Origin of the sequence: Actinomycetospora sp. TBRC 11914, from assembly GCF_012933465.1 — a bacterium.
Lineage (GTDB): Bacteria > Actinomycetota > Actinomycetes > Mycobacteriales > Pseudonocardiaceae > Actinomycetospora.
Window position 1 is genome coordinate 1 of the sequence record NZ_JABBND010000007.1, and the last position, 14,299, is coordinate 14,299.

Genomic DNA, 14,299 nt, shown 5'->3' on the forward strand with positions numbered 1-14,299 from the left:
ACGAGCTGGCCGCGCTGCTCGCGCGCCTCGGCGAGCTCGCCGACAGCGTCGATGCGGTGCCGGACGCGGTACGGATCGACCGGATCGCGCTGCTCGAACAGACCCGCGCCGCGCTGGCCGCCGCGCAGCACACCGAGATGGTCGCCTTCGCCGGTTCCCAGGTCGCCACGCACGAGGCCGAGATCGCCGCGGGCCGGCTGGACCCACGCAAGCTCGGCACCGGCATCGCCGACCAGATCGCGCTGGCCGCGCACGTCTCGTCCTGGCAGGGCTCGCGGCGCCTCACGATCGCCCGCGCCCTGGCCACCGACCTCCCCCACGTGCGTGGGCTGCTGGCGGCGGGGCGGATCAGCGAGCGGCTGGCCGAGACCGTCGTCGCCCAGACCAGCCACCTCGACGCGGCCGCGCGACGCGCGGTGGACAAGCAGCTCGCCGATGCCGGGCTCGACGAGCTGGGGTTCCAGCAGGCCGAAGCGACGGTGAAGAAGACCGCTTACGAGACCGACCCCGCCGGCTACACCCAGCGCGGCCGCACCGCCCGCAAGGACCGCCGGGTCACGGTGCGCCCCGCCCCGGACACCATGAGCGTCCTCTCGGGGCTGCTGCCGGTCGAGCAGGGCGTGGCCTGCCTCGCCGCGCTGCGCCGCCACGCCGACGGGTTGATCGCCACCGGCGACACCGGCGGCCGCAGCCGCGACCAGATCCTCGCCGACACGATGGTCGAACGCCTCACCGGACAAGCCCGGGCCCAGGACGTCGACGTCGAGGTCGGGATCGTGCTCCCGCTCGACGCCCTGACCGACCCCGAGGGCCCCGCCACCGGCGAGCTGGTCGGGCACGGGCCGCTACCCGGCGGGATCGTGCGCGACATCCTCGCCTCGACCGGGGGGAAGCGGTGGTGGCGGCGGCTGTTCACCCACCCCGGCCACGGCACCCTCATTGGCGGGGACCCGCAGAAGCGGCGCTTCGACGGATTCCTCGCCCGACTGATCGACCTGCGCGACCACGGCCGCTGCCGCGACCCCTACTGCGGCGCCCCCATACGGCACCACGACCACATCCGCCAGGCCCGCGCCGGTGGCCCCGCCAGCCTGGCCAACGGCCGCGGAGTGTGCGCCCGAGGCAACTTCGTCCGCGAGATGCCCGGCTGGGAGCTCGAGGTCCTCGCCGACGGAATCCACACAGACCAGCCCCACACCGTGCGCACCACCACCCCGACCGGACACACCTACACCAGCCGAGCCGGCCCCTGAGCCGTCGGCGCGCCCATGATCGCCGCCGGCGGTGCGAGCACGGCGTCGAGCGGGAGGACGCGCACCACCCCGAGCGTCACAGCGGTGACCGCCACCAGCCCGAGGACCCCCGCCAGGACGGTCCGCAGTCGACGACGCACCGCGCTCGACAGCCCCGGGACCCGCGACCCGGCGTTCTCCGGCGACCCCTCCCCCCAGGCCCCGCAGTCGGGTGGCCACCTGCCGTGCCGACGGGCGGCGCGGCACCCGGATGTCGGTCATCGCCTGCAGGAGCGCGCGCAGCCCCGGCGGCAGGTCGTCCGGGATGCGCGGGGACACCGTCAGTCGGCTGAAGACCGGTTCGAGCCCGACCCCGGGAAGCCCGAGCTCTCCGGTCGCTGCCTCGAGCAGGACCAGACCGAGGGCGCAGACGTCCGCGGCCGCCCCGACCGGCCCGCCTCGCAGCTGTTCGGGCGCCATGTAGGCGGCCGTCCCGACGACGGCGTCGGTGTCGGTCACCCGGGTGGCATCGACGACGAGCGCGATCCCGAAGTCGGCGAGGCGGGGGCCGTCGTCGGGGTCGAGGAGCACGTTGGTCGGCTTGAGGTCCCGGTGCGTGACCTCCTGCGCGTGGATGTACGCGAGGGCGTCCGCCAGTGCCGCCCCCAGCCCGACCACCTCCGCCACCGGCAACGGACCGTCCTCGAGGCGGCGGGCGAGCGTCGGGCCCTCCACCAGGTCGGTGACCAGGTGGGCGCGGCCGTGCTCGGTCCCGGCGTCGAGGAGACGCACCAGGCCCGGGTGGTCGAGCCGGGCCAGGGTGCGCACCTCCCGGTGCTGCCGGAGCCGGTCCGGTCCGTCGACCTCCGCGAAGAAGCGCTTGAGCGCGACCCCGCGCCCGGTGCGGCGGTCCCGGCCTCGGTAGACGATCGCCGACCCACCGACGCCGAGGACCTCGCCCAGCTCGTAGCGGCCCAGGACGACCTCGATCGACATACGGTCCCACCCCCGGGCAGACGGTCCTGCCCGGGAACACGGAGCCGGGCCGTGCCCGGTTCAGCGCCGCGACGACGGACCGGCCCGGTCAGGCGAGGCCGAGCTGGCGGAGCAGCCCGAGGACGTCGAGCCGGCTCCACATCTCCGCGATCCGCCCCTCGTCGATCCGGTACATGTTGATCCCGGGCAGGACGAGGGTCTTGCCCGTGGGGGCGACGCCGAACAGCTCGCCGCGGTGGGTTCCCGAGGCCGTGAAGCGCTCGACCACCTGGTCCCCCTCGGCGACGAGCGCCTCGAGGTCGCTGTGCCAGTCCGGGAGCGCGGCGCGGACCGTGGCGCTCATGGCGCGCAGTCCGTCCCGCCCCTCGGGCACGCCGCTGAACGGCGGATCGTGATGGACGAAGTCCGGCGTGGTGTAGCGGTCCACCGCGTCGAGGTCGCCCGTCGTGAACAACTCCTGGACGAAGGCGTCCACGAGCTCCTTGTGCTGCGCTGCTGTGCTGGTCATGGCAGGAATGCTCGGCCGGGTCACAGCCCGGTCCCATCCCAATCCTGTGGGGGTGACACGGCCCTGCCGCGGCCGGACACTGCCCGGATGGGCGGACGGGCCGCGGCCCGGCAGGAGCAGGACGTGATCCGGGCCTGCCACCGGGGTCGCGACGTCGAGGGCGTCCAGCGCGAGGTGCTGGCCGCGCTGCGGCGGGTCACCACCGTCGACGCCGCGTTCTTCGCGACCGCGGACCCCGAGACGTTGCTGTTCACCGGCGGCCGCTCCGAGGACCCGTTGGCGTCGGCGCAGCGCTGGTTCATGGACAACGAGTTCGGCGGGGCGGACGTCAACACCTTCGCCGGTCTGGTGACCACCCCAGGCCACGTCGCCACGCTCGACCAGGCGACCCGCCGGGAGCGGGCGGCGAGCCCGCGCTACCGCGAGATCATGGCCCCGCTCGGGCTCGGCGACGAGCTGCGGGCCGCGCTGGTGGTCGACGACCGCTGCTGGGGCTACCTGTGCCTGCACCGGGAGGACGGCGCACGCGGGTTCGCCGCCGCCGACACCGCCCTGCTCGCGCGGGTCGGCCCGCACATCGCCGAAGCGCTGCGTCGTGCCGCCCTGGTGCACGGCGCCACGTTCGCCGCGGCCGACGCCGGCCCGGGCGTCGTCCTGCTCGACGAGCACCTCGAACGCATCGCCGTGACCGGGCGGGCCGAGGAGCTGATGGATCGCATCGCCGACACGAACCCGGGGACGCTGCGGGTCCCAGCCGCGGTGCACACGGCCGCGGCTGCCCTGCTCGCGCTCGAACGGGGACGGTCGACGATGCCGCCGCGAGCGCGGGCTCGTGCCCGCGGCGGCGGGTGGCTGCACGTGCACGCCGCCCGGCTGCGGATCGACCATGCCGACGTCGGGCCTGGCGGCCACCCCGGCGGCCCGATCGCAGTCGTCATCGAGCACGCCGACGCGCAGACCACCACCCCACTGCTCCTGGCCGCCCACGGGCTGACGCCCCGCGAGACCGAGGTGGCCCGCCTGGTGCTGCGCGGGGTCCCGACCGCCGCGATCGTCGGCGAGCTGCACATCTCCCGGCACACCGTGCAGGACCACCTCACAGCGGTGTTCGACAAGGTCGGCGTCCGGTCCCGCCGCGAGCTCATGGGCCGCCTGCTGGGCGCGGCGTCGCCGTCGTAACGAGGATCCCGTGTCCCGCGACATGAGCGGCAACACGGGGATCTTCGAGGGGGACGACGGGGTGCGCACCGCCTACAAGGTCTGGTCCGGCATCGCGGCCGGGGTGTTCTGCCTGGTGGCGGTGGTCGACCTGTCCCGCCAGCAGACACCGGCCCCGACGAGCACGCCGGTCGCCTCGAGCGCGGCCCGCTCGAGCACGCCCACCCCGACCACCACTGCTCCGGCCACCACCGCTCCGGCCATCGGCGAGGCCGCGGTGGCGCCCGAGCCGGGCGAGCCCGGCGGCGGCGGCCAGACCGTCACCGTGAGCCGCGTCATCGACGGCGACACCTTCGTCGCGGGTGGGCAGAAGATCCGCGTCCTCGGCATCGACTCGTGCGAGGCCGGCACGGACGGGGGCAGCGACGCCACCGCGGCGGCCAAGGGCCTGCTCGAGGGACAGCAGGTCGTCCTGCGCGCCCAGCCCGGGGTCGACCGCGACACGTACGGCCGCGAGCTGCGCTACGTCCAGACGGCCGGCGGCGACTACGGCGACTACATGGTCGGCTTCGACCACACCGGGGTGTACCGGGGGAAGAACGACGCGAGCCCCGCCTACGTCGCGAAGCTGCGCAGCGACGACACCACCGGGCGCACCTGCTCGACGCCGGCGGTGGCCACCGACTCGTCGGGCTCGTCGTCGGACCACCACGGCTCGATCAACTGGCCCAGCCCCGGCGACCAGGGCCTGCCCGACGGCGCCCTCACCGGCGGGTACTGCGCACGCAAGTGGTGGTGCTGACGGTGGCGCGACGACCGAGCCCCGCCGGCGGTTGCGGCACCCTGATCGGGGTCCTCCTGCTGGTCGGGCTGGCGATCCTGGTGATCAAGTGGGCGCTGATCACCGCCGCGATCCTCGCGGTGCCCTTCGGCGTGTGGTGGCTCGTGGACCGGTCCCGGCAGCGTCGTCGGGTCGACGCGGCCGGGGCCGCCGCCGCGCGGCGGGCCGAGGTCGAGTCCCGCGCCGTCGTGGATGCGGCCGGTGGCTGCGGCTGGTGCGGGTCGCGGATCCCCCACCGCGACGACCGCACGGGCGTCCCGGTGTCGCCGCGTCGGTTCCACCGCGACGAGATCGAGGAGACCATCGCGCCCACATCCTGAGCCGGTCACCAGGGCACGGTGCGGCCGAGGTAGTCGAGGTACTCGATCCCGGGCCGCTCCCGCTTGGCGAGGAGCACCTCCACGAGGCGCGGCACGCTCTCCTCGATCGTCAGACGCGCCCCGGGTCCGCCCAGGGCGGTCTGCACCCACCCCGGAGCCATCACGACGAACGCGCGCCGGCTCTCGGACTCCCGGGCCGCGACGCTGCGCATGAACATGTTCAGCGCCGCCTTGCTCCCGCGGTAGACCTCGCGGTAGCCGGTGGTGTTGTTCGCGACGCTGCCCTGGCCGGAGGTCATGGCGCCGATGAGGCCGGTCGGCGGGACCAGGTCGGAGAAGCTCTCGACGACCCGCATCGGGCTCAGCGAGTTGGTGATCATGACGCGGACGAACTCGTCGGTGGACACGTCCCCGATGCGCTCGCCCTCGTCGTTGGTGGTCCCGGCGTTGACGAACAGGACGTCGAACGTCCGGTCCGCGAGGCGGGTCCGCAGCGCGGCGATCCCCTCCGGGTCGGTGATGTCGACCGTCTCGAGGTCGACCCGGTCGGGATACTCGTCGGCGAGGTCGTGCAACGCGGTGCGGGCCGAGCCGGGGCGCACCGTGCCCGTGACGCGCCAGTCCTTCTTCGCGAGCTCGGCGGCCATGGCGTGACCGAGTCCCCGGGAGGCACCGACGATCAGGATCGTGGGCGACTGAGCTGATGTCATGGATGCGGACGCTACGATCTGGAGCGCGCTCCAGATCAAGCCCGAACCGCCCCCGGGTGGAGAGGACGGTGCCGTGGTGTCGGTCACCCACCGGTCCCCGCGCTTCGCGGACCTCCCCGACGAGGGTCTGTCGATCGCCGAGGCCGCGCGCCGCAGCGGGGTCAGCGTCGACACGCTCCGGTACTACGAGCGGACGGGGATGATGCCGAGCCCGCCGGCGCGCACCAGCGGCGGCACCCGCCGCTACCACGCCGCGGAGCTCGACTGGATCCGGACGTGCACCAGGCTGCGGGCCACGGGGATGTCCACCGAGAGGATCCGCCGCTACGTCGAGCTGGTCCGGGAGGGCGAGGGCAACGAGGCGCAGCGCCTCGAGCTGCTCGAGACCCATCGCGCCGAGGTCGTCGCCCAGCTCGAGTCGATCACCGAGAACCTGCGGCTCATCGACCACAAGATCGACGTCTACCGGGAACGCGTGGCCCGGGGTGACGCCGACGGGCTCTGGTCGACGCCGCGGTAGGTGGCCTACTCCGTGATCCGGTAGTGGGCGATCTTGCGGTAGAGCGTCGAGCGAGCGAGGCCGAGCGCGGCCGCGGCCGCCACCCGGTTGCCCGCGGACTCGCGCAGCGCGGCGACGATGGTGTCGCGCTCGGCCTCGTCGACCGGCCGCAGCGCGCCCCGCCGGGCGCTCTGGCAGGACTCGGGGAGATCCCCGACCTCGAGGGCGCCCGCCGGGCGGCGCCCCACCGCCGAGGACAGCGCGTCGCGCAGCTCGGCGACGTTGCCCGGCCAGCCGTGGCGGGCCAGCGTGCGCTGCGCGTCGGGGGTGAGCCGGACGTCGCGCCCCGGCGCCAGCTCGGCCAGCACCGCCGTCGCCAACGCGGCCAGGTCGCCCGTGCGGTGGCGCAGCGGCGGCACCGTCACCGAGCGGACGAACCGCGCGGGCAGCTCGGCGAGCGCGGCGTCGGGCCGGCTGGTGGCGGTGGCCGCGAGCCGCACCCCGGGCGTGCGGAGCGCCCCGGCCAGCCCGGCCGGGATGCCGTCCCGGCGGTCCAGGTCGGACAGCACGACCAGCGGCGCGTCCCCCACGGCCCGCAGACGTGCCGCGAGGTCCTCCCCCGTGTCGGCGGGCCCGACCTCGACGGGCACGCCGCCGGTCAGCACGCGGTCGAGGTCGGCGAGGAGCCGACGCCGCCCCGAGCCCGGCTCGCCGAGGACGAGCAGCGGGGTCCGCGCCCGCAGTCCCTCGGCGGCGCCGGTCCAGGCGGTGCGCCAGGCGGGGGTGCTGCCGGTCGGCTCGGGCAGGGGTCGCTCGTCGGGCAGGGCCGCCCGGACCGGCAGGTCGGCCCGCTCCCGCAGCAGCGTCACCACCACGACCACCCCGGCGACCGTCCCCCCGACCGCCACCGCGGTCCCCCGCATCCGCACCCGTGTCCCGGAGGGGAGGACGGTGCGCTGGTCGACGTCGCTGCCCCGGCGCATGACGAAGCGGGCGTGGTCGGAGAGCGCGAGGACGTCGTCGGCGTCGAGCAGGGTCTGCAGCGCCGTGTTCGCCAGCACCGAGCGGTGCCCGACGGCGAGCACCGCGTCGCGCGTGCGGGCCTCGACGCGGGTGTAGAGGTCGAGCAGCGCCTGCCACCCGACGTCGCGGTCGTGCAGCAGCGCGTCCTGGATGCGTGCGGCCGCCGAGCAGACGAGCGAGCGCATGATCGGCGACGAGTGCTCCACGCGGCAGCTGAGGTCGAGGACGCCCTCGATGCGCCCGGTGAAGGGGTCGCGCACCGGGGCGCCCGCGCACGCGTAGTCCTGCAGCCGCTCCACGAAGTGCTCGGCCCCGACGACGTGCACCGACCCGCCGTACTCGACGACGGTCCCGACCCCGTTCGTGCCGGCCACGCCCTCGTCGTAGCCGAAGCCCTCGGCGAAGTTGTTGACGTCCGCGGCCCGCCCGATCGTGGCGGCGGTGTCGAGCCGGACGAGCAGCCGGGCCTGTTCGTCGGTGAGCACCACGCACACCGGGATGTCGGCGGTCTGCTCGGCCAGCTGCTCGATGACGGGACGGGCGGCCCGGACGAGGCGGGACTCGACGTCGAGGTCCGGGTGGTAGGTGTTGACGACGACGGCCGGGTCGACCCCCTGGGCCACGCTGCGGCGCCAGGACGCCGCCACGTGCCGGGGCACGCCGGCCAGCTCGACGTCGGGCCGTTCGAGCAGTTCGGCACGGGCCGCGGTCAGGAGCCGCCGCCGCGCCAGCACGTCCGCCATGCGCCACACCTCTCTGTGTGCACCACGCCACATCTTGTGACGCACGTCAAGTCACAAAGGTGTCCGAAGTTCGGACAGTCCGGCCGTCGGGAGCCGGCCCTACCGTCGCCGGGTCCGCGTCACCGTCGATCCGGGAGGACGGCCATGACCGTCGCCGCCACGGCCGAGCAGGAGCAGCGCAGCGACGCCCAGGAGCACCTGGACGTCCTGATCGTCGGGGCCGGGGTGTCCGGCATCGGCGCCGCGCACCGGCTGCGGAAGGACTTCCCGGACCGCAGCTTCGCGATCCTCGAGTCCCAGGACAACCACGGCGGGACCTGGTGGACGCACCGCTTCCCGGGGATCCGCTCCGACAGCGACCTGTTCACCTACGGCTTCCGGGACAAGCCGTGGAGCGGCCCGTCCATCGCCGAGGGCGGCGCGATCCGCGAGTACCTCCAGGAGATGATCGACGAGGACCACCTCGCCGACCACATCCGGTACCACCACGACGTGACGGCCCTGAGCTGGTCGTCCGACGACGCCCGCTGGACCGCCGAGGTGACCCGCACCGACACCGGCGAGCAGCTGCGCGTCACCGCGTCGTTCCTGTGGATGTGCCAGGGCTACTACAACCACGACGAGCCCTACATCCCCACGTTCCCCGGCCAGGAGCGGTTCGAGGGCACGATCGTGCACCCCCAGACGTGGCCCGAGGACCTGGACTACACCGACAAGCGGGTGCTCGTGATCGGGTCCGGCGCCACCGCGGCGACCGTGGTGCCGGCCGTGGCGAAGACCGCCGCGCACGTGACGATGCTGCAGCGGTCGCCGTCGTACTGGTTCCCGGCCCCGACGGTCCACGAGCTCGCCACGATGCTCGAGCCGCTGGACCTGCCGGCCGAGTGGACCCACGAGATCCTGCGCCGCACCTACGTCCAGCAGCTCGACTGGCTCGCCACGACCGGACGCGACGACCCGGACCAGCTGCACGAGTTCCTCGTCGAGACCATCCGGCCGCTGCTGCCCGAGGGCACCGACGTCGAGAAGCACTTCACCCCGGCGTACCGGCCGTGGCAGCAGCGGATCGCCTTCGTCCCGGACGGCGACTTCTTCGAGGCCATGCGCGACGGCAAGGTCTCCGTCGCCACCGACACCATCGCCGAGTTCACCGAGAAGGGCGTGCAGCTCGCCTCGGGCGAGGTCATCGAGGCCGACATCATCGTCACCGCGACGGGGTTCAACCTCGCGGTGTTCGGCGACATCCCGTTCTCGGTCGACGGCGAGCCGGTGGACTTCTCGCAGCGCGTCACCTGGCACGGCCTGATGATCTCGGGGGTGCCGAACATGGCCTACGCCTTCGGCTACTTCCGGCACAGCTGGACGCTCCGGATCGACCTGGTCAACGACGTCATCGGGCGGATCTTCGACCGGATGGCCGAGCGGGGGGCGTCGACGGTCGTCCCGACGCTGCGGCCCGAGGACGCGGACATGCCGCTGCTGCCGTGGACCAGCGAGGAGAACTTCAACCCCGGCTACGTCACGCGCTCCCAGCACAAGATGTTCAAGCAGGGCGACCGGGAGCCGTGGACCCACATGCACGAGCACGACCACGACCGCGTCGCGCTCCCCCAGGCCGACCTCGACGACGGCCTCGAGTACCGCTGACACCGCCCGCCCGACCCCGAGGAGCCTCCGTGCCGAAGATCGACGTCCGCACCGGCGTCACCCTGAACTACGAGATCAGCGGCGAGGGCGAGCCGTTGTTGCTGATCATGGGGACGTCCGGCGCCATCGCGCTGTGGGGCGAGGTCACCGCCCGCCTCGCCCAGACCCACCAGGTCATCGCCATGGACAACCGCGGCCTCGGCGGCAGCGACCGGGGCGCCGGCCCGATCACGGTGGCGTCGATGGCCGAGGACGCGTCGGCGCTCCTCGAGGCCCTGCAGGTCCCGCGGGCGCACGTCCTCGGCTGGTCGCTGGGCTCGGCGGTCGTCCAGGAGCTCGCGCTCGCCCACCCCGACCAGGTCGCCTCGGCGGTCATGTTCGCGACCTGGGGCCGCTGCGACGGCTTCCAGCGCTCGGTGCTGTCCGCGTTCCGGCTGCCCTACGTGCTCCGCGACATGGACTCGGCGCTCGCGGTGTCCGGGCTCGCGTTCTCGCCGCAGCTGCTCGACCACCCGGACTTCTCGTCGATGCTGGAGCCGATGCTGCCGGCGTTCCCGCAGAACGAGGCGCAGATGCAGGTGACCGTCGAGCAGTGGGACGCCGACCTCGCCCACGACACGATCGACCGGCTCGGCGCGATCACCGCGCCCACGCTCGTCGTCGTCGGGGAGCAGGACCTGCTGACGCCGCCGTGGCAGGCCAAGAAGGTCGCCGACGCGATCCCGGGCGCCCGCTACGAGCTCGTCACCGGCCCCGGGTCGAGCCACGGGATGCACATCGAGCGGCCCGACGACTTCACCAAGCTGGTCACCGGCTTCCTCGGCGAGCAGCGCGTCTGATCACGTCGTCCCGGTCAGCGCCTCGTCGAGGATCTCCAGGCCGCGGTCGATCTCGGCGTCGGAGGCGGTGAGGGGCGGCGACGCCGGGCGTCCACGGCCGGGCATGCCACGGGCCCGGCCACCGCCTCCCGTGGGAGGACCGGTGACCGGGCCCGCGCACACCCCGGTGCGCCCGCCGGGCCCCTGGCCGGCCCGGCGCGCACGGGAGGTCCTAGTCGACCGCGTGGATCGGGTTGTGGCAGCTCTTCGCGTTCGCCGCGGAGTTGCCCTCGCCGGCCTTGGACAGGATCGGCACCGAGCCGGCGTTGTCCTGGACCGGGACCTGCACGCCCAGCGGCCCGTTGACCGGGACGTCGTTGTTGCAGGCCTCGCCGGTGGTGTTCGGGGCGAAGTCGCTGGAGTTGATCAGGCCCTTCTGCACGGTGGGGCCGTCGTGGTGGGAGCCGGCGTCGATCGCGTTGCCGGCGAAGGCCATGCCGGTGGTCGAGAGCAGGCCGGTGGAGAGCATGGCCGTGGCGAGCACGGCGCGGCGCAGGGTCGCCATGGGAGCGGCGGATCCTTCCGGTGGACGGGGAGCGCGGCCACCGAGCGGGAACACGCTCCGCGACCATTGCCTGACGTGTCGACAACGCCTCGACACGAATGTCGGTCACGGCCACTGTCACCCGTTCATCGCAATGGGTGACGCGGCGTCGCCGACCTCCGACGACGAGCCCTCGTCGTCCCGCCCCGCCGTCGGTAGCGTCGTCGGCCGTGCGCTGGTCGATCGCCATCCCGCAGCTCGACACCGACGGGTTCGACGCGCCCGGGCTGCGGAGCTTCCTCGCGCGGGCCGAGGAGCTGGGCTTCGAGGGCGGGTGGACGCTCGAGCAGTCGATCGGGCCGACGCCGCTCCTCGCGCCGCTCGAGGTGCTCGCCTGGGCGGCGGCGGGCACCGAGCGGCTCCGGCTCGGCGTCGGGGTGCTCGTGAGCTCCCTGCACGATCCGCTCCAGCTCGCGGCGTCGATCACCGCGGTCGACCGGCTCAGCCACGGCCGCCTCGACGTCGGGGTCGCCCCGGGCGGCGGGTTCCGCCGGTTCGCGGCGTTCGGCGTGGAGCCCGAGACGTTCGTCGCGCGCTTCACCGAGGGCCTGCAGCTGATGAAGGCGGCGTGGTCCGACGCGCCGACCGTCCGCTTCGAGGGCCGGTTCCGCCACGTCGAGGACCTCCCGCTCGCCCCCAAGCCGGTGCAGCGTCCGCACCCGCCCATCTGGTTCGGCGCCAACGCGCCCCGGGCGATCGCCCGCGCCGTCCGCCACGGCGACGCCTTCCTCGGCGCCGGGTCCGCGACGACGGCCGCGTTCGCCGAGCAGGTCGCCACGCTGCGCGCGGAGCTCGATCGTCAGCGGCGCGACCCGGCGGGCTTCACCGTCGCCAAGCGGGTCTACCTCACCGTCGACGACGACGCCGGGCGTGCCCGGGAGCGGGTGGTCGCCGGACTGCGCCGGATCTACGGGCGGATGCCCGGCATCGAGGACGTGCCGGTCGCCGGGACCGCCGACGACGTCGCCCGCGGCCTGCGGGAGGTCGTCGACGCCGGCGCGGAGATGGTCCTGCTCAACCCGCTCGGCGCCGACGTCGCCGAGGACCGCGAACAGATGGAGCGCCTCGTCGCCGACGTCCTGCCCCGCGTCGGTCCCTCCGGCTCCCCGTAGTCGGCGGGCTCCTGGTACTCGGCGGGCTCCTGGTACTCGGCGGGCCTACTGGTACTCGGCGGGCCTACTGGTCGGCGGGGCGACCGAGGAGGGGCCGCACGAGGTCGCGCAGGGCCGGCGAGGGCGCCAGCCCGAGCTCGGTGCGCAGCAGGCGGCGGAACGCCTCGTACTCCGCCAGCGTCTCCGCGGCGTTGCCCTCCGCGAGGTGGACCTCGATGACCCGGCGGCGGGCGCTCTCTCTCAGCGGCTCCTGGGCGACCGCCTCGAGCCCGAACCGCAGCGCGTCCGCGTAGCGGCCCTCGCGGCAGCACGAGGCGCTGCGGTCCTCGAGGGCGTGCAGGTGCAGCTGGCGGTGGCGCGCCCGCTCCACGAGCACCCAGTCGTCGGACCAGCCCGGCAGCAGCTCGCCCCGGGCGAGGAGGTCGGTCTCCGCGGCCTCGTCGGCGTCGCGGTCGAGCGCGTAGAGGTCGACGGCGGCGGCCGGGTGCAGCCCGACGGTGCCCGCGTCGACACACACCAGGGCGGCGCGGACCGGCGAGGGCACCTTCCACAGCACCGTCCGCAGCCGGGTCAGGCCCTGGCGGTCCGGGTCCTGCGGCCAGAGCGTCCCGGCGAGCTCGTGGCGCCGGACCCGGCGCCGGGCGAGCGCCAGGTAGGCCACCACCCGCTCCGCGGTGGGCGCCAGCCGGACCTCGTCGTCGCCGAGCCGGCAGGTGAACCCGCCCAGCAGCCCGAGGCGGGCCGCCGTCGTGCCGGTGTGCGCCTGCGTGATCATTCGCCGCCACTTCGCGCCGGCCCCCGACGCTGGTGCGCAGGCGGTGGCCGACAGGTCGGGAGCAGGGCGCGGACCCGGAGGCGCCGCGACGGCTGGTGAGCTCAACGCGCGGCTCCACGCTAGGGAGGGCGGGCCGGTGCCGCGACTCGGAGACGGGGCGCAGACGCGTCGGAGACGTCACGTGTACGGCGGAGGAGACGAGCGGGCGACGGCCGGTGGTCATCCGGGGCCCGTTGCGGCCCGAGCAGGACGGGCCGCCGATCCCCGCGACAGTCGACCCCCCGCGAGAGGACGCCCGTGTTCTTCCACGTCCAGCGCATGCTCAACCAGATCGAGTCCGACGAGCCGGACCCCGCGGCCGCGAACGCCCTGCAGGAAGGGCTCGGCGGCCAGTTCGGCGAGATGCGCACGATGATGCAGTACCTGTTCCAGAGCTTCAATTTCCGCGGCCCGACGGGCAAGCCGTTCCGCGACCTGCTCTACGGCATCGGCACCGAGGAGATCGGCCACGTCGAGCTCATCGCCTCGACCATCGCCCAGCTCGTCGACGGCTCGCCGCGCTACCAGGGCAACCCGGGCGCGCTCGACGAGCCCGGCGCCGGCGGTGACACTCCCCTGAACATCGCGCTCTCCGGCGGCAACATCCACCACTGGCTCGTCGGCGCCCAGGGCGCGCTGCCCGTGGATGCCCAGGGCGACCCCTGGACCGGCAAGTACGTCTACGACTCGGGCAACCTGCCGCTGAACCTGCTCTACAACCTCATGCTCGAGTCGACCGGCCGCCTGCAGAAGTGCCGGCTCTACGAGATGACGGCCAACAAGACCGCGCGCTCGACGATCGCGTACCTCATCGTGCGCGACCAGGCCCACGAGAACGCCTACGCGAAGGCGCTGGAGGCCCTCGGCGTCGAGTGGAACAAGCTGCTGCCGATCCCGAAGACGAACGCCGAGCAGTTCCCCGAGGTCAAGACGCTGACCGACCAGGGCCTGCAGTCCACGCAGTACACCTTCAGCCTCGACCAGCTCTCCGAGGCCGGGAAGATCATCCAGGGCACCTCGCCGTCCAAGGACGGCACCACCCTGTCCACCGAGCAGGCCCCCGAGGGCATCCCGTTCCCCGGGATCGCCGTGGAGCGCCCCGAGGAGTTCGGCCCCGGCCTCGACCCGGACCTCATGGAGCTCGTCCAGGCCACCGCCGAGATGGAGATGGCCGCGGAGACCGCACCCCCTCAGTGGGGCCCCGCCGGGAAGTGAGGGCGAAGGTGCTCCCGGACGACCGGGTCGTGGCGACCCGGTCGCCCGGCGGTGCCGCG

Annotated in this window: 14 protein-coding genes and 1 pseudogene; 9 read left to right on the forward strand and 6 right to left on the reverse strand. The window is 74.1% G+C overall.

Features of this window, described 5'->3' with window-relative positions; genetic code table 11:
* On the forward strand, positions 1–1,253 hold a 1,253-nt coding region (locus HH311_RS12945; protein WP_169184083.1), incomplete at its 5' end, for a DUF222 domain-containing protein.
* Between the two features lie 216 nt (positions 1,254–1,469).
* Here HH311_RS12945 and HH311_RS33710 read toward each other — a convergent pair.
* Together HH311_RS33710 and HH311_RS12950 are read right to left on the reverse strand one after the other, a co-directional pair.
* A pseudogene (locus tag HH311_RS33710) lies at positions 1,470–2,228 on the reverse strand (serine/threonine-protein kinase); the annotation flags it as partial.
* A gap of 88 nt (positions 2,229–2,316) precedes the next feature.
* Positions 2,317–2,736, reverse strand: coding sequence for an ester cyclase (locus HH311_RS12950; RefSeq protein WP_169184084.1), 420 nt, complete (start codon positions 2,734–2,736; stop codon positions 2,317–2,319).
* Between the two features lie 87 nt (positions 2,737–2,823).
* On the opposite strand from HH311_RS12950, the gene HH311_RS12955 reads away from it, so the two are divergent.
* Genes HH311_RS12955 through HH311_RS12965 form a run of 3 tightly spaced genes read left to right on the forward strand, consistent with a single transcriptional unit; the run spans position 2,824 to position 5,055 of the window.
* Positions 2,824–3,915, forward strand: coding sequence for a LuxR C-terminal-related transcriptional regulator (locus tag HH311_RS12955; protein ID WP_211190194.1), 1,092 nt, complete (start codon positions 2,824–2,826; stop codon positions 3,913–3,915).
* Positions 3,916–3,925: 10 nt separating this feature from the next.
* Positions 3,926–4,696: a thermonuclease family protein gene (locus tag HH311_RS12960; protein WP_169184085.1), complete on the forward strand. Its 771-nt coding sequence runs from the start codon at positions 3,926–3,928 to the stop codon at positions 4,694–4,696.
* Positions 4,697–4,698: 2 nt separating this feature from the next.
* Positions 4,699–5,055 carry a hypothetical protein gene (locus HH311_RS12965; protein WP_169184086.1) on the forward strand — a complete coding sequence of 119 codons (357 nt, stop codon included), beginning with the start codon at positions 4,699–4,701 and terminating at the stop codon, positions 5,053–5,055.
* 5 nt (positions 5,056–5,060) lie between these two features.
* Here HH311_RS12965 and HH311_RS12970 read toward each other — a convergent pair whose 3' ends face one another.
* On the reverse strand, positions 5,061–5,765 hold the full coding sequence (locus tag HH311_RS12970; protein WP_169184087.1) for an SDR family NAD(P)-dependent oxidoreductase: 705 nt from the start codon (positions 5,763–5,765) through the stop codon (positions 5,061–5,063).
* Here HH311_RS12970 and HH311_RS12975 point away from each other — a divergent pair.
* Complete coding sequence (locus HH311_RS12975) at positions 5,764–6,285, forward strand: MerR family transcriptional regulator (protein ID WP_169184088.1); 522 nt, start codon at positions 5,764–5,766, stop codon at positions 6,283–6,285. The two genes, HH311_RS12970 and HH311_RS12975, sit on opposite strands and share 2 nt — an antisense overlap.
* Positions 6,286–6,290: 5 nt before the next feature.
* On the opposite strand, the gene HH311_RS12980 is transcribed toward HH311_RS12975, so the two are convergent.
* Positions 6,291–8,030, reverse strand: a complete 1,740-nt coding sequence (locus HH311_RS12980) for a sigma-54-dependent Fis family transcriptional regulator (protein WP_169184089.1) — start codon at positions 8,028–8,030, stop codon at positions 6,291–6,293.
* A gap of 144 nt (positions 8,031–8,174) precedes the next feature.
* Here HH311_RS12980 and HH311_RS12985 point away from each other — a divergent pair, with 144 nt between their 5' ends.
* Entirely contained in the window at positions 8,175–9,677 is a 1,503-nt protein-coding gene (locus HH311_RS12985) for an NAD(P)/FAD-dependent oxidoreductase (protein WP_169184090.1), read from the forward strand.
* Between the two features lie 29 nt (positions 9,678–9,706).
* Positions 9,707–10,516: an alpha/beta fold hydrolase gene (locus tag HH311_RS12990; RefSeq protein WP_169184091.1), complete on the forward strand. Its 810-nt coding sequence runs from the start codon at positions 9,707–9,709 to the stop codon at positions 10,514–10,516.
* A gap of 211 nt (positions 10,517–10,727) precedes the next feature.
* Here the strand turns inward: HH311_RS12990 and HH311_RS12995 are convergent, their stop codons facing one another.
* Positions 10,728–11,060: a hypothetical protein gene (locus HH311_RS12995; RefSeq protein ID WP_169184092.1), complete on the reverse strand. Its 333-nt coding sequence runs from the start codon at positions 11,058–11,060 to the stop codon at positions 10,728–10,730.
* Positions 11,061–11,269: 209 nt separating this feature from the next.
* Here HH311_RS12995 and HH311_RS13000 point away from each other — a divergent pair, with 209 nt between their 5' ends.
* Positions 11,270–12,211 (forward strand): LLM class flavin-dependent oxidoreductase, encoded by a 942-nt coding sequence (locus tag HH311_RS13000; protein WP_169184093.1) that lies wholly within the window; start codon positions 11,270–11,272, stop codon positions 12,209–12,211.
* A 64-nt stretch (positions 12,212–12,275) separates the two neighbouring features.
* Here HH311_RS13000 and HH311_RS13005 read toward each other — a convergent pair whose 3' ends face one another.
* Positions 12,276–12,986, reverse strand: coding sequence for a BTAD domain-containing putative transcriptional regulator (locus HH311_RS13005; RefSeq protein WP_169184094.1), 711 nt, complete (start codon positions 12,984–12,986; stop codon positions 12,276–12,278).
* Between the two features lie 297 nt (positions 12,987–13,283).
* Between HH311_RS13005 and HH311_RS13010 the strand changes: the two genes are divergently transcribed.
* Positions 13,284–14,240 (forward strand): manganese catalase family protein, encoded by a 957-nt coding sequence (locus tag HH311_RS13010; protein ID WP_169184095.1) that lies wholly within the window; start codon positions 13,284–13,286, stop codon positions 14,238–14,240.
* Positions 14,241–14,299: the final 59 nt, after the last annotated feature.

What these genes read in the sequence shown, in the direction of transcription:
- HH311_RS12950 (WP_169184084.1), bottom strand. Translation starts at nt 2,736, where the DNA reads ATGACCAGCACAGCAGCGCAGCACAAGGAGCTCGTGGACGCCTTCGTC.
- HH311_RS12955 (WP_211190194.1), top strand. Translation starts at nt 2,824, where the DNA reads ATGGGCGGACGGGCCGCGGCCCGGCAGGAGCAGGACGTGATCCGGGCC.
- HH311_RS12975 (WP_169184088.1), top strand. Translation starts at nt 5,764, where the DNA reads ATGGATGCGGACGCTACGATCTGGAGCGCGCTCCAGATCAAGCCCGAA.
- HH311_RS12970 (WP_169184087.1), bottom strand. Translation starts at nt 5,765, where the DNA reads ATGACATCAGCTCAGTCGCCCACGATCCTGATCGTCGGTGCCTCCCGG.
- HH311_RS12980 (WP_169184089.1), bottom strand. Translation starts at nt 8,030, where the DNA reads ATGGCGGACGTGCTGGCGCGGCGGCGGCTCCTGACCGCGGCCCGTGCC.
- HH311_RS12985 (WP_169184090.1), top strand. Translation starts at nt 8,175, where the DNA reads ATGACCGTCGCCGCCACGGCCGAGCAGGAGCAGCGCAGCGACGCCCAG.
- HH311_RS12995 (WP_169184092.1), bottom strand. Translation starts at nt 11,060, where the DNA reads ATGGCGACCCTGCGCCGCGCCGTGCTCGCCACGGCCATGCTCTCCACC.
- HH311_RS13005 (WP_169184094.1), bottom strand. Translation starts at nt 12,986, where the DNA reads ATGATCACGCAGGCGCACACCGGCACGACGGCGGCCCGCCTCGGGCTG.